Origin of the sequence: Streptomyces sp. NPDC015130 (genome assembly GCF_043080005.1) — a bacterium.
Taxonomy (GTDB): Bacteria; Actinomycetota; Actinomycetes; order Streptomycetales; family Streptomycetaceae; genus Streptomyces.
This window is the reverse complement of the sequence record NZ_JBIBVC010000002.1, coordinates 463,730-488,172: the sequence shown is the minus strand read 5'-3', so window position 1 is coordinate 488,172 and position 24,443 is coordinate 463,730. Positions and strand designations below refer to the sequence as shown.

The 24,443-nt window shown below is 74.3% G+C and carries 15 protein-coding genes; 12 read left to right on the top strand and 3 right to left on the bottom strand.

Translation table 11 applies throughout. The annotated features are described in order from the left end of the window. Positions 1-67 precede the first annotated feature (67 nt). From ACF08F_RS05465 to ACF08F_RS05450, 4 genes are all read left to right on the top strand, one after another. Positions 68-9,115, top strand: coding sequence for an SDR family NAD(P)-dependent oxidoreductase (locus ACF08F_RS05465; protein WP_392297164.1), 9,048 nt, complete (start codon positions 68-70; stop codon positions 9,113-9,115). A gap of 75 nt (positions 9,116-9,190) precedes the next feature. Further along, positions 9,191-11,584 carry a beta-ketoacyl synthase N-terminal-like domain-containing protein gene (locus tag ACF08F_RS05460; protein ID WP_392297163.1) on the top strand — a complete coding sequence of 798 codons (2,394 nt, stop codon included), beginning with the start codon at positions 9,191-9,193 and terminating at the stop codon, positions 11,582-11,584. Beyond that, positions 11,581-12,369: a thioesterase II family protein gene (locus ACF08F_RS05455; protein WP_392297162.1), complete on the top strand. Its 789-nt coding sequence runs from the start codon at positions 11,581-11,583 to the stop codon at positions 12,367-12,369. Before ACF08F_RS05460 ends, ACF08F_RS05455 begins: the two co-directional genes overlap by 4 nt. 171 nt (positions 12,370-12,540) lie before the next feature. Then, the gene (locus tag ACF08F_RS05450) at positions 12,541-13,578 is read left to right on the top strand and encodes a ketoacyl-ACP synthase III family protein (RefSeq protein ID WP_392297161.1); all 1,038 of its coding nucleotides are present in this window, start codon (positions 12,541-12,543) and stop codon (positions 13,576-13,578) included. A gap of 6 nt (positions 13,579-13,584) precedes the next feature. Here ACF08F_RS05450 and ACF08F_RS05445 read toward each other — a convergent pair whose 3' ends face one another. Together ACF08F_RS05445 and ACF08F_RS05440 are read right to left on the bottom strand one after the other, a co-directional pair. Continuing rightward, a complete protein-coding gene (locus ACF08F_RS05445) occupies positions 13,585-13,938 on the bottom strand; it encodes a YrdB family protein (RefSeq protein WP_189504647.1) in 354 nt (117 codons plus the stop codon). A gap of 89 nt (positions 13,939-14,027) precedes the next feature. Beyond that, complete coding sequence (locus ACF08F_RS05440; RefSeq protein WP_392297160.1) at positions 14,028-14,831, bottom strand: BTAD domain-containing putative transcriptional regulator; 804 nt, start codon at positions 14,829-14,831, stop codon at positions 14,028-14,030. A gap of 265 nt (positions 14,832-15,096) precedes the next feature. Here ACF08F_RS05440 and ACF08F_RS05435 point away from each other — a divergent pair, with 265 nt between their 5' ends. From ACF08F_RS05435 to ACF08F_RS05405, 7 genes are all read left to right on the top strand, one after another. Further along, positions 15,097-17,025 (top strand): HAD-IIIC family phosphatase, encoded by a 1,929-nt coding sequence (locus tag ACF08F_RS05435; protein ID WP_392297159.1) that lies wholly within the window; start codon positions 15,097-15,099, stop codon positions 17,023-17,025. Then, on the top strand, positions 17,022-17,246 hold the full coding sequence (locus ACF08F_RS05430) for a phosphopantetheine-binding protein (protein ID WP_358468435.1): 225 nt from the start codon (positions 17,022-17,024) through the stop codon (positions 17,244-17,246). Before ACF08F_RS05435 ends, ACF08F_RS05430 begins: the two co-directional genes overlap by 4 nt. 106 nt (positions 17,247-17,352) lie before the next feature. Beyond that, a complete protein-coding gene (locus tag ACF08F_RS05425) occupies positions 17,353-18,855 on the top strand; it encodes an MFS transporter (RefSeq protein WP_392297158.1) in 1,503 nt (500 codons plus the stop codon). Between the two features lie 115 nt (positions 18,856-18,970). After that, positions 18,971-19,975 (top strand): hypothetical protein, encoded by a 1,005-nt coding sequence (locus ACF08F_RS05420; protein ID WP_392297157.1) that lies wholly within the window; start codon positions 18,971-18,973, stop codon positions 19,973-19,975. Next, a complete protein-coding gene (gene pdhA / locus ACF08F_RS05415) occupies positions 19,957-21,078 on the top strand; it encodes a pyruvate dehydrogenase (acetyl-transferring) E1 component subunit alpha (RefSeq protein WP_392297156.1) in 1,122 nt (373 codons plus the stop codon). Before ACF08F_RS05420 ends, pdhA begins: the two co-directional genes overlap by 19 nt. Positions 21,079-21,080: 2 nt before the next feature. Then, complete coding sequence (locus tag ACF08F_RS05410) at positions 21,081-22,085, top strand: alpha-ketoacid dehydrogenase subunit beta (protein ID WP_392297155.1); 1,005 nt, start codon at positions 21,081-21,083, stop codon at positions 22,083-22,085. A 30-nt stretch (positions 22,086-22,115) separates the two neighbouring features. Then, on the top strand, positions 22,116-23,480 hold the full coding sequence (locus tag ACF08F_RS05405; protein WP_392297154.1) for a dihydrolipoamide acetyltransferase family protein: 1,365 nt from the start codon (positions 22,116-22,118) through the stop codon (positions 23,478-23,480). A gap of 48 nt (positions 23,481-23,528) precedes the next feature. Here ACF08F_RS05405 and ACF08F_RS05400 read toward each other — a convergent pair whose 3' ends face one another. Next, positions 23,529-23,963, bottom strand: a complete 435-nt coding sequence (locus ACF08F_RS05400; RefSeq protein WP_392297153.1) for a hypothetical protein — start codon at positions 23,961-23,963, stop codon at positions 23,529-23,531. Between the two features lie 153 nt (positions 23,964-24,116). Here ACF08F_RS05400 and ACF08F_RS05395 point away from each other — a divergent pair, with 153 nt between their 5' ends. After that, positions 24,117-24,440 (top strand): nuclear transport factor 2 family protein, encoded by a 324-nt coding sequence (locus ACF08F_RS05395; protein WP_392297152.1) that lies wholly within the window; start codon positions 24,117-24,119, stop codon positions 24,438-24,440. Positions 24,441-24,443 lie beyond the last annotated feature (3 nt).

Here is a 24,443-nt window from a genome sequence, read left to right as displayed (position 1 = left end):
ACGAGTGGAGCTCGCCCGGCTCCTGAAAACCAGTCAGTACGACATGCCGACCGCGAGGGACCTTCTTGTGACGACGCAACCGACCCATGAGGAATCGGCAGACCGGAAGACCGGTGCCGGGCGAAGCTCCACCAGCGCCACCCCGCTCAGCCGCGCGATGGACACCATCAAGAAGTTGCGCGGAGAGCTCGAAGAGGCCCGTTCCGGGCAGAGCGGACCGCTCGCCGTCGTCGGCGTCGGACTCCGCCTGCCCGGCGGCATCGTCGACCTCGACGGCTACTGGGACGCCCTGTCCGAGGGCCGCGACCTGGTCGCCCCGATGCCCGAGCACCGCAAGGGCCCGTTCGCCGCGGAGTGGGAGAACCTCCCCCGCCGGGGCGGCTACCTCGACGAGGTGCTGGAGTTCGACGCCGGATTCTTCGGCATCAGCCCCCGCGAGGCCCGCAGCCTCGACCCCCAGCACCGCCTGCTCCTCGAAGTGGCCTGGGAGGCCCTGGAGGACGCGGCCTTCGCGCCGGAGTACCTCTCCGGCCTGCGGACCGGCCTGTACGTCGGCGTCACCGGCCAGGACTACCGCGACTGGCAGCCCGCCGGCCAGGAGGACGCCTACTGGCTCACCGGCAACGGCCACTGCTTCGCCGCCGGCCGGATCGCCTACACGATGGGCCTGATGGGCCCGGCCGTCGCCGTCGACACCGCCTGCTCGTCCTCGCTCACCGCCGTCCACCTGGCGGGGCAGGCCCTGCGCCGCGACGAGTGCGACGTCGCCATCGCCGCCGGCGTCAACCTCATCCTGTCGCCCCGCTCCACCCGCCTCATCCAGCAGACCAACTCCCTCTCCCCGGACGGTCTCTGCAAGACCTTCGACGCCCGAGCCAACGGCTTCACCCGCGGCGAGGGCTGCGGCGTCGTCGTCCTGAAGCGGCTCTCCGAGGCCCTGCGCGACGGCGACCGGGTGCACGCCGTGATCCGCGGCAGCGCCGTCAACCAGGACGGCCGCTCCACCGGCTTCACCGCCCCCAACGTCCGCGCCCAGATCTCCCTCATCCAGGCCGCCCTCGACGACGCCGGCCTGACGCCCGCCGCGATCGGCGCCCTGGAGGCGCACGGCACCGGCACGGCGCTCGGCGACCCGATCGAGGTCGAGGCGATCGTCGAGGCCCTCGGCCGCCGCGACGGCGGCGCGCCGCTGCGCATCGGCTCCGTCAAGACGAGCATCGGCCACCTGGAGGCCGCCTCCGGCGTCGCCGGACTCATCCGCGGCGTCGCCTCCGTCAAGCGGCGCGCGGTCCCGCCCGTCGTCCACCTGGACACCCTCAACCCCCGCATCGACATCGCGGACACCGGCATCGAGTTCCCGCGCGCCGAGACCCCGTGGACCGGCGAGGACGGCTCGGGCGACTGCCTCGGCATCAGCTCCTTCGGCATGAGCGGCACCAACGCCCACGTGGTCCTCGGCCCGCTGACCACCGACGAGCTGGCGCCCCCCGCGACCGGCGCCGCTCCCGCGACAGGCTCCGCGCCCGTGACCGGCTTCGAGATCACCGCCCGCAGCGAGGACGGGCTGCGCGCCTGGGCCGGCCGGCTCGCCGACCGCGCCGACGGCCTCGCCGAGGACGCCTACCCGGCCTTCGCGTACACCGTCACCGAGGGCCGCGCCCGCCACGCCGTCCGCGCCGTGATCACCGCCGAGGACCCGGCCACCGCCGCCCGCGCCCTGCGCGCCCTCGCCGACGGCACCGACTCCGAGGCCGTACGCCTCGACGGCACGGCCCCCGCCACTGCGCTCCCGCGCAGCGTCGCCGACCTGCCGGCCTACCCCTGGGAGCGCGTCCGGTACGCACCGGAGACCGCCGCCCCCGCGACGCTCCGCACGGCCGACACCGCGGTGGAAGCCGCGGCCGCCGCCCCGGCCGAGGCCGCGGAGCCGCTGCCCGCGCTCGGCGTCGAGTGGATCCCGTACACCCCGGCCGCGACCGCCGGCCGCCCGCTCGTCGTCGCCGGTGACGACAGCGCCGCCGTCGCCCTCCTCACCGAGGCCGCCCGCACCGCCGGCCGCACCGTCGCCTCCCTCGACACGCTCCCCGCCACCACCGAGGAGTGGACCCGGGCCCTGGACGGCGTCACCGCAGACCTGCTGCTCGCGCTCTCCGCCGCCCCCCTGCCCGGCACGCTCGACGCCGAGGCGCCCACCGCGCACGCCGCGGCCCTCTGCGCCGCCGCGACCACCGCCGTCCGCGCCCTCCCCGCCGGCACCGGCCGGGTCCACCTCGTCACCGCCGGCGTCCGCCAGGTGACCGGCTCCGACCCGATCGCCGCCACCGACCACGGCGTCCTGCACGGCCTCGCCCCGGTCCTCGCCCTGGAGTTCCCCGACACCTGGGGCGGCATCCTCGACCTGCCGGCCGCGCCGACCGACGCCGACGCCACCGCCGCCGTCACCGCGCTCGCCGACGGCTCCGCCGAGGACCTGATCGCCGTCCGCGCCGGCACCGCGCACACCGCACGGCTGCGGCCCGCCGCCGAACCGCTGCGCCCGCTGCCCGTCCGCCCCGACGCCACGTACCTCCTCACCGGCGGACTCGGCGCCATCGGCACCGGACTCGTCCGCGACCTCGCCGCCCGCGGCGCCCGGCACCTCGTCCTCCTCGGCCGCCGGCCGCAGGACGAACTGCCCGCCGAGGCCCGCGAGCTGCTCGCCGAACTCGCCGAGGTCGGCGTCACCGCCGCGTACGTCCCCGCCGACACCGGCGACGCCGTCCGCCTCACCGAGGCCCTCGCCGTCCTCGACGGCCTGCCGCCCGTCCGCGGAGTCGTGCACGCCGCCGGCAGCATCGACCGCCTGCCGCTCGCCGAGGCCGACACGGACACCTTCGCCGCCGCCCTCGCCGGCAAGTTCACCGGCGCCGCCTGGCTGCGCCTCCTCGCCGCCGACTGGCCCCTCGACTTCCTCGTCCACCTCTCCTCCGTCTCGGCGGTCTGGGGCACCGACGGCTACGGCGCCTACGCCGCCGCCAACGGAGGCCTCGACGCCGTCGCCGCGCTCTGCGCCACCGAGGGCATCCCGGCGACCAGCGTCGCCTTCGGCCCCTGGGACCTCGACGGCATGGCGAGCCCCGAGGCCCGCGCGCTCCTCGCCCGCATGGGCGTCAGCCCCGTCGCCCCCGCCGAGGGCTTCGCCGGACTCGCCGGAAACGGCACGGGCGCGCACACCGTCGCCTGCCGCCTGGACGCCGAGCGGTTCCGCACGGTCATGAACTCCGTACGCGCCAGGCCCCTGTTCGACGGCCTCACCGGAGCGGACACGGACCGGGACACCGCGTCCGACACCCCCACCGAGACCCCGGCCGACGCCTTCGCACGGGAGCTCGCCGAGGCCCCCGAGCACCGCCGCGCCACCCTCGTCACCCGCCGCACCCGCGAGGTCCTCGCCGGGATCCTCGGCCACGACGACCCGGCCGCGCTGCCCGAGACCACCGGCTTCCTCGACCTCGGCCTCGACTCGATCATGGCCGTCGACGCGGCCGCCGCGCTCACCGAGACCCTCGGCATCGACGTCGGCATCGGCGACGTCTTCGGCCACCCGACCGTCGAGCGGCTCTCCGCCGAGCTGACCGCCCGCCTCGCCGGCCGCACCGAGGCCCCCGCGCCCCGCAAGGCCCCGGCGGCCCGCCCCGCCGCGACCACCGCCCCCGTCACCGCGGCGGCCACCCCGGCCACCCCCGCCGAGCAGACCGGGCACGAGCCCATCGCCATCGTCGGCATGGCCGGCCGCTTCCCCGGCGCCGACTCCGTCGAGGAGTTCTGGTCCCTGCTCGACGAGGGCCGCGACGGCGTCGGCCCCGTCCCCGCCGACCGCTGGGACACCGGCACCCTCCACGACCCGGCCGGCGCCCGCCCCGGCTCCATCTCCACCGACCAGGGCGGCTTCCTCCGCGACATCCGCCGCTTCGACGCCGCGTTCTTCGACGTCCCGGCCCGCGAGGCCGAGAGCCTCGACCCGCAGCAGCGCCTCCTCCTCGAAGCCGCCTGGCATGCCCTGGAGGACGCCGGCACCGACCCGAAGTCCCTCGCCGGCAGCCGTACCGGAGTCTTCGTCGGCATCTCCAACTCCGACTACGCCCGCGTCCTGGAGAGCGGCGGCCTGGAGCCCCTCGACGCCTACTTCGCGACCGGCACCGCGCTGAACGCCGCCGCCGGCCGGATCTCCTACTACCTCGGCGCGCAGGGCCCCGCCCTCGCCGTCGACACCGCCTGCTCGTCCTCCCTCGTCGCCCTGCACCTCGCCGTCCGCTCCCTGCGCTCCGGCGAGACCGACCGGGCCCTCACCGGCGGCGTCAACGTCATCGCCGCACCCTCCTGCTCGGTCGCCGTCAGCCGCGCCCACATGCTCGCCCCCGACGGCCGCTGCAAGACCTTCGACGCCTCCGCCGACGGCTTCGTCCGCGCCGAGGGCTGCGGAGTCCTCGTCCTGCGCCGCCTCTCCGACGCCCTGCGCGACGGCGAGCAGGTCCTCGCCGTCATCCACGGCAGCGCCGTCAACCAGGACGGAGCCTCCTCCGGCTTCACCGCCCCCAACGGCACCGCGCAGCGCCAGGTCATCCGGGCCGCGCTCGCCGACGCCCGCGTCGAAGGCTCCGAGATCGGCTACCTGGAGGCCCACGGCACCGGCACCTCGCTCGGCGACCCGATCGAACTCGAAGCCGCCTGGGACGTCTTCGGCCCCGGCCGCCGCCCCGGCGAGCCGCTGCTCATCGGCTCGGTGAAGAGCAACATCGGCCACTGCGAGTCCGCCTCCGGCATGGCCTCCGTCTTCAAGACGGTGCTCGCCCTGCGCAACGGCCGCATCCCTGGCGACCTGCACTTCGAGAACCCCAACCCGCACGTCCCCTGGCGCGACATGAACGTCCGCGTCGTCGACTCCCGCGCCACCTGGGCCCGCGGCGAGGTCCCGCGCCTGGCCGGCGTCTCCGGCTTCGGCTTCTCCGGCACCAACGCCCACATCGTCATCGGCGAGGCCCCCGCCGTCGAGACACAGCCCGTCCCGCCGCGCGACTCCGCCGACGGACTCCTCCTGCCCCTCTCCGCCCCCGACGCCGCCGGCCTCGACCGGCTCACCGAACAGTGGCGGCGGACCCTGGAGGAGACCCCCGAGGAGGCGCTCGCCCAGCTCACCGCCACCGCCGGCGCCGGCCGCGCCCACCTCCCCGTGCGCCGCGCCGTCTTCGGCAAGGACCGCGAGCAGCTGCTCGCCGCACTCGCCTCGGCGACCCCGGCCTCCGGCCCCGCCAAGGCACCCAGGGTGGCCTTCCTCTTCTCCGGCCAGGGCGCCCAGTACTTCGGCATGGGACGCGAACTGTACGAGTCGGAGCCGGTGTTCAGCGCGGTCTTCGACGCCTGCGACCGGGCCCTCGCCCCGCACCTCGGAGACTCGCTCCTCAACCTGGTCTTCTACGGCGACGACCCGACCGTCGTCAACCAGACCCGCATCACCCAGCCCGCCCTCGTCGCCCTGGAGCTGGCCCTCGCCGCGCTCTGGGAGTCCTGGGGGGTCAAGGCCGTCGCCGTCATGGGCCACAGCGTCGGCGAGATCGCCGCGGCCGTGCACGCCGGGGTCATGAGCCTCGACGACGGCATGACGCTGATCGCCCACCGCGCCCGGCTCATGCAGTCCACGCAGCCCGGCGGGATGCTGTCGATCCCGGAGGACCCGGAGACCGTCGCCGGCTGGGCCGCCGAGGCCGGAGTCGACGTCGCCGCCGTCAACGGACCGCAGTCCGTCGTCGTCGCCGGCCCCTCCGACAAGCTCGACGCCCTCGCCGAGAAGCTCATCGCGCAGGGCGTCCGGTGCCGGCCGCTGACCGTCTCGCACGCCTTCCACTCCCGGCTCATGGACCCGGTCCTCGACGAGTTCCGGCAGGCCCTCGCGGGCCTGGAGTTCGGCGCCCCGAAGCTCCCCGTCATCGCCAACGTCACCGGCACCGAGGCAGGGCCCGACACCTTCACCCCCGCCTACTTCGCCGACCACATCCGCCGGCCCGTCCGGTTCGTCGAAGGCGCCCGCGCCCTCGGCACCCTCGACGTCGACGTGCTCCTGGAGATCGGCCCCGACCGCACCCTCGTCAACCTCGTCCGCGCCGCCGGACTCACCCCCGACGGCGGCTCCACGCCCTCGCTGCGCCGCGGCGGCCAGGACCGCGCCGTCCTCCTCGGCGCCGCCAAGACGCTCTACGAGCGCGGCCAGCGCCTCGACTGGGAGAAGATCACCGGCCGCCGCACCGACCGGGCCGCCGCCCCCCGCTACCCCTTCGCCGACACGGCGTACTGGACCACCGCGGGCAGCCGCGCCACCGGCACCACCACGGCCTCCCCGGCCGTCCGCGCCGGCGCCGGCCGCCACTGGGGCGCCGAACTCCGCTCGCCGGGTCTCGCCGGCCGCGCCTTCGCCTTCGAGCGCAGCTCCGGCTTCCCCGCGTACCTCACCGACCACCGCCTCTACGGCACGGTCGTCACCCCGGCCGCGTCCCACCTCGCGACCGTCCTCTCCGCCCTCGGCAACGACGGCAGCCCCGTCGTCGTCCGCGACCTGATCTGCCCGCGGGCCCTGGTCATCAAGGACGGCGAGGAGTACGAGGCACAGATCGTCGTCGACCGTCCCGCCGACGGAGCCGGTGCCGAGCTCTCCGTGCAGAGCCTCCTCGACCCCGACCGCGGCGTCTGGCAGAAGCACATCGGCGGCCGCTACTCCGCCACCCCGGACGCCCACCGGCCGCCCGCCGAGAGCCGTACCGCGTTCATCGACTCCAGCGACCGGCACCTCACCCGCACCGAGTTCTACGACTACTTCCGGGAGCTCGGCTACACCCTCGGCCCGTCCTTCCAGTGGATCGACGAGGTGTGGATCCGCGGCGACGAGGCCCTCGTCCGCTACACGATGCCCGCCCTCCCCGACGACCCGGCCGGCTACGAGCTCTACCCCGGCCTGATCGACTCCTGCTTCCAGTCCATCGCCGTCTTCCTCGTCGACGACGGAGCCGTCGAGGCCCCCTCGCTCGCCATCCCGTTCGCCGCGAAGGAACTCTCCTTCCACGGCCGCCCGCTCACCGAGAACGGCGAGCTGTGGGGCCGGGTGCGCGTCCTGCGCGCCGAACCCCTGCCGAACGACCGGCTGCGCGTCGAGACCGCCGACCTCCACCTGTACGCCAGGAACACGGAGACCGGCGAGGAGCACAGCGTCTTCACCGCCGACGAGTTCCGCATCCGGCACGCCTCCCGCGCCGTCCTGGAGGCCAGCCTCCGCGGCGACGGCCTCGTCCACACCCTGGACTGGGCGCCGCTCCCCGAGACCCCGGAGGCCGGCGGCACGCTCGGCGTCCTGGTCCTCGCGGCCGCCGACGGAGCCCCCGAACTGGTCACCGCGCTGACCGGCGCCGGCCACCGGGCCCTCGTCCACACCGGCGAACTGCCCGCCCACCCCGAGGCCGACCTCGTCCTCGACGCCCGCTGGGCCGCCCCCGGCACCGGCGACGCGGCCGACGCCCTGCACGCGGCCCAGACCCTCGCCGCCGACCTGCGGACCCTCCCGCAGACCCTCCCGTACCTCCTGGCCGTCGACGGCTCCGCCGGACGGGCACCGCTCCGCGAGGCCCTCTTCGGCATGGCGACCGCCCTGGAGGCCGAGCAGGCCGACCGCCGCCTCACCCGGGTCCGGCTCGACGCCGCCCACACGGCCGGCCGCCTCGCGAAGCTGGCGGGCGCCCTGCCCACCGAGACCCGCCTCGCCCTGACCGAGGACGGCGTACGGGCCGCCCGGCTCGTCAAGGTCCCGGCCGAACCGGAAGCCGACCGCCCCGCCGGCGGCGCCCTCGTCACCGGCGGACTCGGAGCCCTCGGCCTCGCCGTCGCCACCTCGCACGCCGCCCGCGGCGGCGACCGGATCACCCTCATGGCCCGGTCCGCGCCCGGCGAGACCGAGCAGGGCGTCATCGACGGACTGCGCGCCTCGGGCGTACGCGTCACCGTCGTCCGCGGCGACGTCACCGACTCCGCCGACTGCGCGGCCGCCGTCGCGGCGGCCACCGCCGACGGACCGCTCGGCACCGTCTACCACCTCGCCGGCATCAACGCCGACGCGGCCTTCGGCTCCCTCACCGACGCCTCGTACGAGAAGGTCTTCCACGCCAAGGCACGCGGCGCGGACGTCCTCGCCGAGGCGATCACCGGCCACGACCCGCAGGCCCTGGTGCTCTTCTCCTCGGTCTCGGCCGTGCTCGGCGCCGCCGGACAGGCCAACTACGCCGCCGCCAACGGCTACCTCGACGGACTCGCCGAGAACCTCCGCGACCGGGGCATCCCCGCCGTCAGCGTCAACTGGGGCCCCTGGGTCCCCGAGGCCAAGGGCGGCATGGCGGCCGCGGCGGCCGTCGAACGCGCCGCGGGACGGCTCGGCATCCGGGCCCTGTCCGACGCGGACGCGGCCGGCCCGCTCGCCTTCGCGACCGACGCCACGCTCGCCCGGCTCGTCGTCGTCGGCCTCGACCCCGCCCGGTACGCCGAGCAGAACGCGGGCCACGCCCGCGCCGCCCTCGTCGCCGAACTCACCGGCCCCGCCCCGGCCGCCGAGCGCGCCGAGACCGGCTCCGCCGAACCCGCCGGCTGGATCACCGACCGGCTGCGCGGCACGGACGAGGAGGAGCGCGAGCACGAACTGCGCGCCGCCGTCCGCTCGCTCGTCGCACGGATGCTCGGCTCCGACGACGGACTCCCCGCCGACGGCTCCGCCGACGCCGAGGGCTTCAACGAGCTCGGCCTCGACTCCATCATGGCGATCGACCTGCGCACCGCCCTCGCCCACGCGATGGGCAGGGACCTCCCGGCCACCGTCGCCATCGACCACCCGAGCGTCCTGTCGATGAGCGAGTTCCTCCTGGCCGAGGTCGCCGGCGTGCCGGCCGCCCTCGCCGCCACCCCCGCACCGGCGACGACGCCGGTGTCCGCCCTGGTGCCCAGCACCGCCGACACCCCGCAGGCCGGGCCGTCGTCCGAGGAGCTCGACGAGCTCTCCCTCGACGATCTGCTCGCTGCCGTCCACGACGACCTCTCCCAGGAGCGGTGAGCAGGCGATGAAGGCGATACCGATACCGACACCCACCACGTACACGGCGACGCACGCGACCGCAGGAGCAGAGTGATGGCGACCGGCCCCGACACCGCAGCACTGCGGCAGGTGATCCAGGACCAGCTGAAGCTGTCCCGCCGTCTGAAGGACCGCGTGGCCGAGCTGGAGGCCCGCACCCACGCCCCCGTGGCCGTGGTCGGCACCGCGATGCGGCTGCCCGGCGGGATCGACACCCCCGAGGCGTACCGGAGCTTCCTTTACGCCCCCGACCCCGACACCCGGGCCCTCGGCCCGATCCCCGAGGACCGCACCGGCCTGCGGTCCGTCTACCACCCGGAGCGCGGCAAGGAAGGCCACTCCTACGTGGACCGCGCCGGCTTCCTCGACGACATCGCCTCCTTCGACGCGGCGTTCTTCGGAATCTCGCAGCGCGAGGCCGAGACGATGGACCCGCAGCAGCGCATGCTGCTCGAAGTGGCCTGGGAGGCCCTGGAGCGCGGCGGCATCGCCGCCCGCCGCCAGGACCGGATGCCGATCGGCGTGTTCGTCGGCGTCATGGCCTCCGAGTACGGCCGCAGGTTCGTCAGCGACGGCGACTACAGCCGCATCGACCCGTACCACAGCACCGGCAGCGGCCACTGCTTCGTCGCCGGCCGGATCAGCTACGCCCTCGGCCTCTCCGGCCCGGCGACCAGCGTCGACACCGCCTGCTCCTCCTCCCTGGTGGCCATCCACCAGGCGGTGCGGGCGCTGCGCGGCGGCGAGTGCGACTACGCGCTCGCCGGCGGCGCCAACCTGATCCTCGGCCCCGACCTCATGGTCTCCCTCTGCCAGGGCGAGGCCCTCTCGCCCGGCGGCAGGTCCCGCAGCTTCCTCGCCGACGCCGACGGCTACGGCCGTGGCGAGGGCGTCGGCATGGTCGCCCTGATGCGGCTCGACGACGCCCTCGCGAAGGGCCACCCGGTCCTCGCCGTCGTCCGGGGCAGCGCCGTCAACCACGACGGGGCCTCCTCCGGCTTCACCGTGCCGAGCGGCCCCGCCCAGCAGGAGGTGATCCGCGCGGCGCTGGCCGACGCCCGGGTCGCCCCCGGCTCGGTCGGCTACGTCGAGGCGCACGGCACCGGCACGGCCCTCGGCGACCCCATCGAGGTCGGCGCCCTGGACGCCGTCCTCGGCACCGGCGCGGGGGAGCGGCGGGCCCCCGTCGCCCTCGGCAGCGTCAAGGCGCGGATCGGGCACCTGGAGGCCGCGGCCGGCATCGCCGGCGTCCTGAAGCTCGTCCTCATGCTCGGCGACGGCACCGTCCCGGCGGGCGCCCAGCCCGGCGACGGCCGGCTCAACCCGCTCATCCCCTGGGACCGGATCGCGCTCACCGTGCCGCGGGAGGCCGGGCCGTGGGCGGGCGCCCCCGAGGAGCGCACCGCGGGCATCAGCGCCTTCGGCCTCTCCGGGACCAACGCCCACGCCGTGCTCTCCTCCTACCGGCCGGCGCCCGCCGCCCCCGCCGACGTACCGGCGGACCACCCGGAGCTGCTCACCCTGTCCGCGAAGGACCCCCGGGCGCTCGCCGAGCTGTCCGAGCGGGTGCAGGAGGCGCTGACGGGCCTCGACGCCGCCGGGGTCGCCTCCCTCTGCCACACCCTGCGCGCCGGCCGCGTCCACTTCGGCCACCGGCTGGCCGTCATCGGCAGCGACGCGGCCGCCCTGGCCGACGCCCTCGCCGACGGGCAGCCGGCGGACGGGGTGCGCTCCGCCGACCGGGTCGTCCTGGAGACCGGCGGCGACACCGCCCTCCTGGACGGCGCGCTCGCCGAACTGGCCCGCCACTTCCCCGGCCTGGCCGAGGCGCTCGGCGCGGAGGGCACGCCCGCAGCACGGCTGCGGTCCGTCCTGACGCTCCTCGGCGTCAAGACGACCCTCGCGGGCGGCGACACGGCCGCCCCGGGCGCCCGGATCACCGCCGGCGGACAGAGCCTGCCCCTCACGGGCGCCGCCCCCGAGGACGCGCCCCGCCTCCTCACCGAGGCACTGGCCGCGCTCTACCGGGGCGGCGCGCCCCTGCGGCTCGACCGGCTCGGCGCGCCCGGCGCCGTGTTCACGAACGCGCCGACCTACCCCTTCCAGCGCAAGCGGTTCTGGATCGAGGAGACGGCGCCCGAGCCCGCGCACCCCGTGGCGGTCGCGGTCACCCCGACCCGGACGGCGCCGCTCGACCGGGCCGAGATCGGCGCCTATCTGACCACCGAGCTCGCCGCCGTGCTCAAGGCGGACTGCGGCCTCGACCCCGACCTGCCGTTCTCCGACGTCGGCGGTGACTCCTTCACCGCGATGCTCCTCACCAAGAGCGTCGAGCAGCAGTACGGGGTGGACCTGCCCACCCTCGACTGCCCGGTGGAGATGCCGGTCGCCGAACTCCTCGACCACCTCAGCGACCAGGTCTGCGTCGCCATGGGGGTGGACAAGTGACCGTCGGCAGAAGCCCGTTCCTCCGGCCCCGGCCGGTCGACGAGCCGACGGTCCGGCTGATCGGCTTCCACCACGCGGGCGGTTCGGCGGCCGTCTACTACCCCTTCGTCCGCCACCTGCCGGCCGACTGGGACCTGCTCCTGCTCGACCTGCCGGGCCGCGGCCGCCGGGCGGCCGCCCCCCAGCTCGACGACATGACCGAGGTGGTGGAGACCGTCGTCGCCGACGTCCTGCCGTGGGCGGACGCCGGGGCGCCGTTCGCCCTGTTCGGCCACAGCATGGGCTCGGTGGTCGCCCTGGAGACCGCCCGGGCCCTGGAGGCCCTGGGCCGGTACCCGGTGTGGACCGGGGTGTCGGGGCGCGTCGCGCCCCTGCACCCCGGCGTCGGGGCCGTACCCCTGCACACCCTCGACGACGCCGCGCTCCTCGACGTGATGCTGGACCTCGGCGGCATGCCCGAAGGGGTCACCGAGGCGAGCGACTTCCTCGACCGGTTCCTGCGGACCGTCCGCGCCGACCTGAAGGCCGTCGACAACTACCGCCCCGCGCCGGGCCGTACGCCGCTGAAATCGCCGCTGACCGTGTTCGGCGGCACCCAGGACGCCTGGGCCCCCGCCTCCGCGATGCACCTGTGGCGCCGCGAGACGGGGGCGAGGTTCAGCCAGAAGTTCTTCCCCGGCGGCCACTTCTACTTCCTGGACTCCGGCTTCCCGGCCCTCACGGACCAGCTGATCGGTCAGGTCGAGACCTTCCTCGACCTGACCGACGACGCACAGGTCGCCTAGGGCGTGTTGCGAAAGTCCCGCCTGCCCGCCCTTCGGGCGGCCGGCGCTACTTTCGCAACACGCCCTGGACACCGGGCCCGGCGGACCACCGCCGGGCCCCGCGCCCGTCCGGCGCACCACGCAGCACAGCAGTCAGACCACACACGTTCGAGATTCAGAGGGAGCACGCGGATGCGCTGGGACAACCTGTACGTCGCCGGACTCGGGGCCTACCTTCCGGAGCAGGTGGAGACCGCCGCCGAGGCCATCGCCGCCGGCCGCTACGACGCGGAGGAGGCGGAGGCCAACGGCTTCCGCGCCGTCCGCGTGGCCCGCGCCGACGAGCCCGGCCCGGTCCAGGCCGCGCACGCCGGACGCCAGGCGGTGGAGCGGGCCGGGATACCGCACGAGCAGTACGACATGGTGCTGCACGGCTGCATGGGCCACCAGGGCCAGGACTTCTGGACCCCCGTCAACTACGTCCAGAAGGAGACCGTCGGCGGCACCGGCATCGCCGTGGAGATCCGGCAGGGCTCCAACGGCGGCCTCGCCGGCCTGGAGCTCGCCGCCTCGCACCTCGCGTGCCGCCCCGCGCCCGCCGCGGCGCTCGTCACCACCGGCGACGCCTTCCGGCTGCCGTACTTCGACCGCTGGGGCTCCGACAGCCAGCAGGCCTACGGCGACGGCGCCGGCGCCGTCGTCCTCTCCAACCAGGGCGGCTTCGCCCGCCTCCGGTCCACCGCGACCTACACGGACTCCTCCCTGGAGCCCGTCTACCGCGGCACGCAGGGCTGGACCGACGGCCCGTTCCTCGACGGCAAGCCGGTCGACCTGCACACCCGCAAGGCCGACTACCTCCTCAAGGAGGAGGGCGCCTACGACCGGGCCATCCAGCAGATGACGAAGAACGCCTCCCAGGTGCTCCAGGAGGCGCTCGACGACGCGGACATCACGCTGTCCGACGCCCGGTTCTTCGTCCACGCGAACATCGCGAAGACGATCGTCCAGTTCTCGTTCTACAACCTGCTCGGCGTGAAGCCGGAGACCACCACGTACGACTGGGGCCTGGACTACGGCCACATGGGCGCCGGCGACCAGCTCATCGGCATGAACCACGTGGCGGAGGCCAGGAACCCGCAGCCCGGCGACTTCCTCGTCACCATGGGCGTCGGCGTCGGCTTCATGTGGACCGTCGCCGTCCTGGAGTTCACCGAGACGCCCGCCTGGTGACCCGTATCACGCCCCCGGGTACTGATTCCAGAGGAACCGCAGCCCCGCGTTGACCAGGAAGATCCCCGCGAACGCCGCCGCCCAGCCCTGCCTCCCCGAGGCGGCGAGGGCGGCGGCGCCGCTTCCGAACCACAGCGCCTCCAGAAGGACCCGGCCGCCGCCGTACACCGGGTAGGTCGCCTTCGGCGAGCCGAACAGCGCCCACACCGCGATCAGGGCGGCCGGCGCGCCGATCGCGAGGAGCGTCTTCAGCCACAGCTTGTCCGTCGTGCTGAGCGCCCACATGATGGACGCGGCGTACACCGAGAGCTCCAGCAGGAACATGACCAGCATGTTGAAGGCCTTGAGGGACGAGAGCATGAGGTACTCCTAGGACGTGCGGGGCGGGGGGTTCCGCGCGGGTGGGCAGATCGGCCCGTCGGACCGGCCCGTCGGACCGGACCTCCGGATCAGACCGTCAGATCGGTACGGGAGGTGAGTCGGGTCAGCCGCGGGTCGGAGCTGAGGATCGCCCGCTGCAGCTCCTGGAGCCGCGGTGAGGGATCCACCCCCAGCTCCTCCACGAGGAAGCCGCGGAGCGTGGTGAACGCCTCCAGCGCCCGCCACTGCTGACCCGACCGGTAGAGCGCCGTCATGTACAGGGCGCAGAGGTTCTCGTGCATCGGGTGGCGGGCCGTCAGCACCGCCAGCTCGCTCAGCAGCGCATGATGCCGGCCGAGCGCCAGATCGGCCTCCACGCGGGACTCCACGACGCACAGGTGGCTCTCCTCCAGCCGGGTGACCTCCACGCCGAGCCGCAGCCCGTGGTGCACGTCGACCAGCGCCCGGCCGCGCCACACCGCGAGCGACTGGCGCAGCAGCCGGGAACCCGTCTCCCGGTCACCGAGGTCGAGCGCGCGCCGCCCGGCGGCCGCGAGCCGCTCGAAGGCGTGGACGTCGACCTCCTCCGGCGTGATGTCGAGGAGATAGCCGCCGTACCGGGTCGCGAGGACGTCCTTCGCGCGCCGCGGCCCGTCCGGCGGCAGCGCCGCCTCGATCCGCTTGCGCAGCTGGAGGATGTACGTCTGCAGCGTGGTCTGCGCGCTCCGCGGCGGCTCCAGGTCCCACAGCTCCTCCATGAGCGTGGGCACCGGGACTATCTGGCCGGCCTGCAGGGCGAGCAGCGCGAGGATCTGGCGGGGCTTCCCCGCGGTCGGCAGGAGCGCGACCCCGTTCTCCGATGCCTCGAAGGACCCCAGGACCTTGATGTCCATGCAGCTTCACCCCTCCACTCGCCAGCTCTCATGGTGGTACCGAGTCTGGCCCGCCGGCCTCGCGAGGCGACAGTGCCCAGGTCACCGGCCTTCCATGAACTCCGAACGTGCCGATCCATGAGAAATGCACGGGTCCGGACGGGGCACCGGGAGCCGCCCGGCCGGAGCGCTGGACGCGAGTGCGAGTGCCGCTCAAGCGCCGCCGTCGACGATCGGTCCGTACCCGTGGGGGGCACAGCACGGCGGCACGCGTGAGGAGACAGCAATGACCACGGTATCCAGCCCGGTGGTGCGTGAAACCCGTAAGTCCCCGCTGGAGACGCTGCGCGCGCTGCGCGGGGACGGCACCCTCGCCGACAACTACCCGTCCGTCGCCCCCCTCCTCGCCGCCATGGTCTCCGGCGGCATGGACTCCGACTTCCGACGGGCCGGCAACCTCCTCGTCCAGCTCGACCGGCAGGCCGTCCTCACGGCCCGCCCCGAGACCGAGACCGCGGTCCTCGCCCTCACCGGACACTCCACCATCGGAGGCGTACGGGCCCCGCTGACCGCCGAGTTCGCCCGCCACGGCGTCCTCGTCGAGAACCGGCTCGGCGACTTCGACGCCTACCTCCGCGACCTGCGCGACCCGACGAGCGCCCTGTACGGCCCGGACGTCGACCTCGCCCTGTGGATCCTCGACCCGCAGACCCTCGTCGACGAGATGGGCACGCCCTGGCAGGCCGACGACCTCGCACGGACCGCCGAGCGCAAGCTCGCCCAGATCGATCAGCTCGCCACCGCCTTCACCGGGAACGCCACCGCCGCACTCGTCCTCAACACCGTGCCGCTGCCCCGGAGCGTCACCCACCAGCTCATCGACCACGAGTCCCGCGCCCGCGCCGGCATCGCCTGGCGCGAGTTCAACAGCGGACTCCTGCGCCTCGCCCTCGGCAACCCGCGGATCCACGTCGTCGACCTCGACCCGCTCGTCGCCTCCGGCGTCCCGCTCGACGAGCCCCGCATGGCCGCCTACGCCAAGGCCAACCTCGGCGACGACCTCCTCGCCCGCTACGCCCGGGAGGTCGCCCACCTCTCCCGCATGCTGTGCGGCCGGACGAAGAAGGTCCTCGTCGTCGACGCGGACAACACCCTCTGGGACGGGATACTCGGCGACGACGGCCCGGACGGCATCGCCGCCGCCACCACCTTCCGCGGCGAGGCCTTCGGCAACTTCCAGCGGGCCGTCCAGCAGATCGGCTCCCAGGGCATCCTGCTCGCGATCAGCAGCAAGAACGACCACGAGCCGGTCGTCCAGGTCCTCAAGGACCACCCCGACATGGTGCTCCGCGAGTGCGACTTCGCCCGCGTCAACGCCAACTGGCAGCCCAAGGACGCCAATCTGCGGGACATCGCCGACAAGCTCAACGTCGGCATCGACAGCTTCGTCTTCGCCGACGACTCGTCCTTCGAGTGCGGCCTCGTCGCCGACAGCCTCCCGCAGGTCGCCGTCGTCCGCCTCGACGAAGAGCCCGCCCTGCACATCGAGAAGCTGCTCGCCGACGGCTGGTTCGACACCGCCCGCCTCACCGACGAGGACCGGGCCCGGGCCGCCCTCTACCGCACCGAGTCCGAGCGCGCCGAACTCCTGGAGAACGCCGGCTCGACGGAGGAGTACCTCCAGGGGCTCGGCGTCCGCGTCCGGCTCGCCGAGGCCGCCGCCGGGGACCTCGACCGCGTCGCCCAGCTCTCGCTGCGCGCCAACCAGTTCAACCTGACGACGGTCCGCCTCGGCGTCGAGGACGTCACCGCCAGGGCCGGCGACCCGGACCACCTGGTCCTCACGATCCGCTCGGGCGACCGCTTCGGCGACAACGGAGTCGTCGGAGCCGTCTTCGCCCGCCGCACCGCCGACGGCACCGAACTCCACGTCGACAACATGCTGCTCTCCTGCCGGGTCTTCGCCCGCGGCATCGAGCAGACCGCCGTCGCGGCACTCCTCGCCCACGCCCGGACCACCGGCGTCCGCACGGTCCACGCGAGCTACCGGCCGACCGCCAAGAACAGGAACGTCCGGGAGTTCTGGCCCTCCATGGGCTTCGCCACCACGTCGACGACGGACGAGGCCCTCCACTTCCGCCACGACCTCGCGGAGCTCCCCGCGGTCCCCGCCCACATCCTGCTCGACTCCTCCCTGGAAGGCACCGCGTCATGACCAAAGAGGACTTCATCCACCTGGTGCGCGACGAGCTCGACCTGCCCCTGGGCGTCGACGACCTCTCCGCGGACTTCGACCACGTCGTGAGCTGGGACTCGATGCACATGCTGCGCCTCGTCACCGCCGTCGAGCGTGAGACCGGCACCCGCGTCCCCGTCGGCCGGCTGCTCGCCGACCGCAGCCTCGCCGCCATATACGAGCGCGTCAGCGCCGCGTGACCCCCCGCACGCACCACCGCGTGACCCCCCGCACGCACCACAACGTGACCCTCCGCGCGCACCGACGCGCGGACCGCCGAGGAACCCAGAAGAAACAGGAGAGAACATGAGTATCGACGCCCGGGAAACCGCTCGGGACACCCGGCTCGCGTCACCCGAGGCGCCGGTCCGGCCGTCCCCCGTCACGCCGAAGGCCCCGGCCGCCGGCAAGCGCGGACTCGTCCTCGCCGTGGTCGCCGTCGCCCAGCTCGTCTGCGTGCTCGACTCGACCATCGCCAACGTGATGCTGCCGCAGCTCCGCGCCGACCTCGGGCTCAGCACCTCGGGTCTGCAGTGGGTGATGAACATCTACATCCTGCTGTTCGGCGGACTGATGCTCCTCGGCGGCCGGCTCACCGACGTCTTCCCCCGCCGCACCATGCTCGTGACGGGCATCGGACTGTTCACCCTCGGCTCCCTCGCCGCGGCCACCGCCGACAGCGGCGGCATGCTGCTGGCCGGCCGCGGCATCCAGGGCATCGGCGCCGCCGTGCTCTCCCCGGCCGCCCTCTCCATCCTCGTCACGACCTACCCGGAGCCCGGCGAGCGCGCCAAGGCCCTCGGCATCTGGGGCACCGTCATGGGCGTCGGCGCCAGCCTCGGCACCCTGCTCGGCGGCGCCATCACCGACATCAACTGGCGCTGGGCCTTCCTCATCAACCTCCCGATCGGCCTGCTGCTGATCGCCGCCGCCTACGCCTACGTCCCGAAGATCGCCCGCACCGGCGGCCGCCCGCCGGCCGACGTCCTCGGCGGCCTCACCGGCACCCTCGGCCTGCTCGCCCTGGTCTTCGGCATCGTCACCGCCGGCGAGGACGGCTGGACCGACCCGATCGCGGGCGGCGCCCTCGCCGCCGCGGTGGTCCTGCTCTCCGTCTTCGTACGCGTCGAGAGCAAGGCCAAGGCCCCGCTGCTGCCCCTCGGCCTGCTGCGCCGCCGCTCCGTCGCCACCGGCACCATCGCCCAGCTGATCACCGCGGGTCTGATGCTGCCGTCCTTCTTCATGCTCCCGCAGTACATGCAGCTCGGCCTCGGCTACAGCCCGATGGAGGTCGGCCTCGCCTACATCCCGACCTGCCTCGCCATGCTCGTGGTCTCCGGAGCCGTCCCGGTCCTCATCGCCAAGTTCGGCCCCCGCGTCCCGTACGTCATCGGCACGGTCCTCCTCGCCGTCATGCTGGTCCTGATGCTCGGCGCCGAGACCACCAGCAGCTACTGGGCGCTCCTGCTCCCCGTCACCGCCCTGCTCGGTGTCGGCCTGGTCCTGTGCGTGATGACCGCCCCGGTCGTCGGCACCGCCGACGCCTCGGACGCGGACGCCGGCACCACCTCGGCCGTCCTCAACGCCTCCTCCGAGATCGGCGGCGCCCTCGCCCTCGCGGTCACCGCCACCGTCGTCGGCTCCCGCCTCACCGAGCTCACCGCCCAGGGCGTCGGTACCGCCCAGGCCTTCACCGAGGCGCTCCAGCGCGGCTTCCTGGTCATGTTCCTCTGGGTCGCCGCCAACGTGGTCATCGGCCTCTTCGGATTCGCCGGCCGCCCGGCCGCCGACGCCACGCCGAAGTCCTGACCCGCGCCGCCGGGCGGCCCCCCACCCGCCCGGCGGCCCACCCTCCTCAGCGGCCCGCCCCCACCGGGCCCGAGGAGATCCCCAGCCCGCTCTCTCCGCGCAGAGAGGCAGACAGATGCTCCAGCAACGCCACCGGTCCGTCGCACGCCACACGGCCACGCACACCACCGCCCCGGCCGCCGCCCCCGCGGCCCCGGACACCACCGGGCCCGCCCCCGCCGCCTCCGCCGGCCCCGTCGCCCTCCTCGTCGGAGCGGCGGCACCCCACCGGCACCCGGGCGAGGCCGCCGCCAACTCCACCCTCCTGGAGGCCTGGTCGAGCGGGGTACGCACCTGGGTCCTCGACCGCGCCGAGCTGCTCGCCGCCCGCGGCCCCGAGGCCCGGACCCTCTCGGACGAGTCGACCGGCCTCTCCGGCGTCCACCCCGACGCCTGCGTGGCCTGGGCCCGCGGCCGGTACGCCGCCGGCCACCGCTTCGACCTCGTCCTCGGACTCCGCGAGGACGTCCAGCTCGCCGTCGCCGACCTCGCTGCCGCACTGCACCTGCCCGGCAACCACCCGGACGCCGTCCGCCGCGTCCAGGACACCGGCGCCCGGCTCGCGGCCCTCGCCGCCGGCGGGTTCCTCGTCGAGGCGGACCCCGACCGGGCCCCGGAGGGCACCGCGCTCACCGCCGTCGGCGCCTTCGTCTCCGGCCGGCCCCACGTCTTCCTCCTCGCCACGCCCACCGAGGACGGCTGGGCCCCCGCCCCCGGACTGCCGCACAGCCCCCAGGCCCTCGCCGCCGAGGCGGCCGCGGCCGTCCTCCACCTCGGACTCTGCTTCGGCGTCTTCCGCGTGGACCTGCGCGTCACCGACCGCGGCATCGCCGTCTCGGACGTCCGCCTCAGCCTCGAAGCCCCCGGCCTCCAGGCCCACCTGGCCCGGACGCTGCCCTGCGTCGAGCTCTTCAACCTCGTGTACGACGACGCCCTGGGCCGCACCGCGGCCCTCCCCTCCCCGCCCCTCGCCCCCGCCGCCCAGCCGCCCGCCCCCTCGACGGTGCCTCCGTTCGTGCTCCTCGCGGGCGAGCCCGAGGGCGCGGCGGAGGAGCCCCACATATGCCGCGGCACCGACTGAGGCCGACCGGAAGCCGGAGACCCCGAATGACCACCGAGCTCGTCCAGCTGCTCACGCCCGAGGGCCGCCGGGTCCACCACCCGGAGTACGCCGTCGACCCGAGCGCGGCGGAACTCCGCGGCCTCCACCGCGACATGGTGCTGGCCCGCCGCCTCGACGCCGAGGCCGTCACCCTGCAGCGCCAGGGCGAACTGGCCCTCTGGCCCTCGCTGCTCGGCCAGGAGGCCGCCCAGATCGGCTCCGCCCGTGCCCTGCGGCCCAAGGACCACGCCTTCCCCAGCTACCGCGAGCACGGCGTGGCCCTGGTCAGGAACCTCGACCCGGCCCACCTCCTGTCGCTCTTCCGCGGCGCGAGCAACGGCAGCTGGGACCCGGCCGAGCACAACTTCCACCTCTACACCCTCGTCATCGGCTCGCAGGCGCTGCACGCCACCGGCTACGCGATGGGCGTCGCCAAGGACGGCGCCGACACCGCCGTCATCGGCTACTTCGGCGACGGCGCCTCCAGCCAGGGCGACGTCGCGGAGGCCTTCACCTTCGGCGCGGTCTACGACGCCCCGATCGTCTTCTTCTGCCAGAACAACCAGTGGGCCATCTCCGAGCCCACCGAACGCCAGATGCGGTCCCCGCTCTACAAGCGCGCCGCCGGCTTCGGCTTCCCCGGCGTCCGGGTCGACGGCAACGACGTCCTCGCGTGCCTGGCCGTCACCCGCGCCGCCCTCGACCACGTACGGACCGGCTCCGGTCCGATGCTCGTCGAGGCGTTCACGTACCGCATGGGCGCCCACACCACCTCCGACGACCCGACCCGCTACCGCGACGAGGCCGAGGTCGAGGAGTGGAAGGCCAAGGACCCGATCCTGCGGCTCCGCCGGCTCCTGGAGCGCGAGGGCCACGCCGACGAGGCCTGGTTCGCCGCCCTCGACGAGGAGGCGGAGACGCTCGGACGGCGGGTCCGCGAGATCGTCCGGACGATGCCCGACCCCGACCCCTCGGCGATGTTCGAGAACGTGTACGCGGACGGGCACGCGCTCGTCGACGAGGAACGTGCCCGGTTCGCCGCCTACCAGGAGTCCTTCGTGGACGCCGGACGGAGCAACTAGTCATGGTCACGAAGAGTCTTCCCCTCGCCAAGGCACTCAACGAGGCCCTCCGCGCCGCCCTGGAGACCGACCCCAAGGTCCTCCTCATGGGCGAGGACATCGGCAAGCTCGGCGGCGTCTTCCGCATCACCGACGGCCTGCAGAAGGACTTCGGCGAGGGCCGCGTCATGGACTCGCCGCTCGCCGAGTCCGGCATCGTCGGCACCGCCATCGGCCTCGCGCTGCGCGGCTACCGCCCGGTCGTGGAGATCCAGTTCGACGGCTTCGTCTTCCCCGCCTACGACCAGATCGTCACGCAGCTCGCGAAGATGCACGCCCGCTCGCAGGGCAAGGTGCGCCTGCCCGTCGTCATCCGCATCCCGTACGGCGGCGGCATCGGCGCCGTCGAGCACCACTCCGAGTCCCCGGAGGCGCTGTTCGCGCACGTCGCGGGCCTGAAGATCGTGTCGCCCTCGACCCCGTCCGACGCGTACTGGATGCTGCGGCAGGCCGTCGAGTCCGACGACCCGGTCATCTTCTTCGAGCCGAAGCGCCGCTACTGGGACAAGGGCGAGGTCACTCTGCCCGACAGCGGCTCCGCCGCGGGCTCGGCCGTCCCGGGCGAGCTGCACAAGGCCCGGGTCGCCCGCGAGGGCACGGACCTCACCCTCGCCGCCTACGGCCCGATGGTGAAGACCTGCCTCCAGGCCGCCGCCGCGGCCGAGGAGGAGGGCCGGTCGGTCGAGGTCGTCGACCTCCGCACGGTCTCCCCGATCGACTTCGACACGGTCCAGGCCTCGGTCGAGAAGACCGGCCGTCTGGTCGTCGTCCACGAGGCCCCCGTCTTCTTCGGCTCGGGCGCGGAGATCGCCGCCCGCATCACCGAGCGCTCCTTCCACCACCTGGAGGCCCCCGTCCTGCGGGTCGGCGGCTACCACGCTCCGTACCCGCCGGCGCGCCTGGAGGAGGAGTACCTCCCGGGCCTCGACCGCGTACTCGACGCCGTCGACCGCTCGCTGGCGTACTAGGAAATCCGGCGTACGAGGAAATAAGGAATCATGGCGATTCGCGAATTCAGGATGCCCGACGTGGGGGAGGGGCTCACCGAGGCCGACATCCTCACCTGGTACGTCAAGCCCGGCGACCCCGTCGTCGACGGGCAGGTCGTGTGCGAGATCGAGACGGCGAAGGCGGCGGTGGAACTCCCCGTCCCCTTCGACGGGGTCGTCCGGGAGATCGGCTTCCCCGAGGGCGCGACGGTAGACGTCGGCGCCGTGATCATCTCGGTCGACACGGCGGACCAGGCCGGCGCGCCGGACCGGGCCGCGGCACCGGTCGCCACGGCCGCACTCCTCGACACCGCCGCCGAAGAACCGTCGCGGCCGGAACGCCGGCCCGTCCTCGTCGGCTACGGCGTCGTGGAGTCCTCCGCGAAGCGCCGCCCCCGCAAGACGGCCAACGGCACGGCCCCCGGAAGCCGGGGGCCCGCCGCCGGACCGCGCCCCCTGGCCAAGCCCCCCGTGCGGAAGCTGGCCAAGGACCTCGGGGTCGACCTGGCGGTCGTCCGCCCCTCCGGTGGGGGAGGCACGATCACGCGTGCCGACGTGCACGCCGCCGCCGTGGTCGACATCGGCACCCGGGAGATCGTGGAACGGCCGGTCCCGGCCCCGGTCCAGGCGTCGGCACCCGTGGCGGCCTCGGCCCCCGCGGTGTCCTCGGACGTGCGGGAGACGCGGGTTCCGATCAAGGGTGTGCGGAAGGCGACGGCGGCGGCGATGGTCGGTTCGGCCTTCACCGCTCCGCATGTCACCGAGTTCGTGACCTTCGACATCACGCGCACGATGAAGCTGGTCGAGGAGCTGAAGTCCGACAAGGACATGGCCGGGCTGCGGGTGAACCCGCTGCTCCTGATCGCCAAGGCCGTGCTGGTCGCGGTGAAGCGGAACCCGGAGATCAATGCGGCCTGGGACGAGGCGGCGCAGGAGATCGTCCTCAAGCACTACGTGAACCTGGGCATCGCCGCGGCCACGCCGCGCGGTCTGATCGTGCCGAACATCAAGGACGCGCACGCCCAGACCCTGCCCGAGCTCTCGAAGTCGCTGAGCGAGCTCGTCGCCACCGCCCGGGAGGGCAAGACGACGCCGGCGGCGATGCAGGGGGGCACCTTCACCATCACCAACGTCGGCGTCTTCGGCGTCGACACCGGTACGCCGATCCTGAACCCCGGCGAGTCCGCGATCCTCGCGGTCGGTGCGATCAAGCTCCAGCCGTGGGTCCACAAGGGCAAGGTGAAGCCGCGTCAGGTCACCACCCTCGCGCTCTCCTTCGACCACCGCCTGGTCGACGGCGAACTCGGCTCCACGTTCCTCGCCGACATCGCCGCGGTCCTGGAACAGCCGAAGCGCCTCATCACCCGGACCTGACCCCCGGCCCGCCGGGGTCCTCGCCCGAGCCGGGGCGAGGTCCCCGGCTCAGGCGAGGACCTCGATCCTCCACTGCGGGTCGCGGTCGTCGGTCCGGGCGTACACGCGCTTGGGGAGCAGCGAGCGGTCCTCGAAGAGGTCCCGGCCGAGTGCGAAGCCGTTCTGGTCGATGGCGTACACCCCGTCCCGGAGGCCGTCGAGGTCGGTGACCGTCGCGACGCCGTCCCCGGTGACCCGCTGGAGGCGCCAGACGGAGGCGGGGGAGTCGTCGGGCCGGACGGCGACCGGGGCGCGCTCGCCGCCCTCCGCGACGACGGTCTCCTCCGTGCCCTTCACGGTGAGCCGGAACCCGTCGCCCTCCGGGGTCACCGCCCATTCCGCGTACCGCTCCGGCCCGTCGAGGAGGCCCACCATCCGTCCGTCCAGGACCCCGACCGGAGCCTCCTTCGCGTACAGCCTGACGACCTTGACGATGTCCGACATCGAGCCTCCTGTGCTGAGTGCGGCAGTTGTCCCGATCCTGCCCGCACCGGGCGGGCGCGGGCCAGCGAACACGCAGGTGCGTCCGAGCGATCCCGGGCCCGCGCACGGCCGTGGTCACCGGGCCGGACGGGCCGGCGGGTGTACGGCTAGGGCATGACGATTCCCGTGAACCAGCTCACCGACCCCGCCGTGCGTGCCTTCGTCAAGGCCCTCAACGCCAACGACGAGACGGCCTTCACCGCGGCCCTGGCCCCCGGCGCGACCATGTCCGACGACGGTTCCGAGCGGAACCTGGCCGAGTGGACCGACAGGGAGGTCTTCTCCTCGCGCGGGCACATGGACGTCGAGTCCGAGTCGGACGGCGGACTCGTCCTCGTCGCCCGCTACCGCAACGACACCTGGGGCGAGATGCGGACCAAGTGGCGCTTCACCGTCGAGGACGGCAAGGTCGCACGCTTCGAGACCGGCCAGGCGTAACCC

Coding starts and splice junctions, on each gene's coding strand:
- ACF08F_RS05460 (WP_392297163.1), top strand. CDS start 9,191: ATGGCGACCGGCCCCGACACCGCAGCACTGCGGCAGGTGATCCAGGAC.
- ACF08F_RS05450 (WP_392297161.1), top strand. CDS start 12,541: ATGCGCTGGGACAACCTGTACGTCGCCGGACTCGGGGCCTACCTTCCG.
- ACF08F_RS05445 (WP_189504647.1), bottom strand. CDS start 13,938: ATGCTCTCGTCCCTCAAGGCCTTCAACATGCTGGTCATGTTCCTGCTG.
- ACF08F_RS05440 (WP_392297160.1), bottom strand. CDS start 14,831: ATGGACATCAAGGTCCTGGGGTCCTTCGAGGCATCGGAGAACGGGGTC.
- ACF08F_RS05435 (WP_392297159.1), top strand. CDS start 15,097: ATGACCACGGTATCCAGCCCGGTGGTGCGTGAAACCCGTAAGTCCCCG.
- ACF08F_RS05430 (WP_358468435.1), top strand. CDS start 17,022: ATGACCAAAGAGGACTTCATCCACCTGGTGCGCGACGAGCTCGACCTG.
- ACF08F_RS05425 (WP_392297158.1), top strand. CDS start 17,353: ATGAGTATCGACGCCCGGGAAACCGCTCGGGACACCCGGCTCGCGTCA.
- ACF08F_RS05420 (WP_392297157.1), top strand. CDS start 18,971: ATGCTCCAGCAACGCCACCGGTCCGTCGCACGCCACACGGCCACGCAC.
- pdhA (WP_392297156.1), top strand. CDS start 19,957: ATGCCGCGGCACCGACTGAGGCCGACCGGAAGCCGGAGACCCCGAATG.
- ACF08F_RS05410 (WP_392297155.1), top strand. CDS start 21,081: ATGGTCACGAAGAGTCTTCCCCTCGCCAAGGCACTCAACGAGGCCCTC.
- ACF08F_RS05405 (WP_392297154.1), top strand. CDS start 22,116: ATGGCGATTCGCGAATTCAGGATGCCCGACGTGGGGGAGGGGCTCACC.
- ACF08F_RS05400 (WP_392297153.1), bottom strand. CDS start 23,963: ATGTCGGACATCGTCAAGGTCGTCAGGCTGTACGCGAAGGAGGCTCCG.
- ACF08F_RS05395 (WP_392297152.1), top strand. CDS start 24,117: ATGACGATTCCCGTGAACCAGCTCACCGACCCCGCCGTGCGTGCCTTC.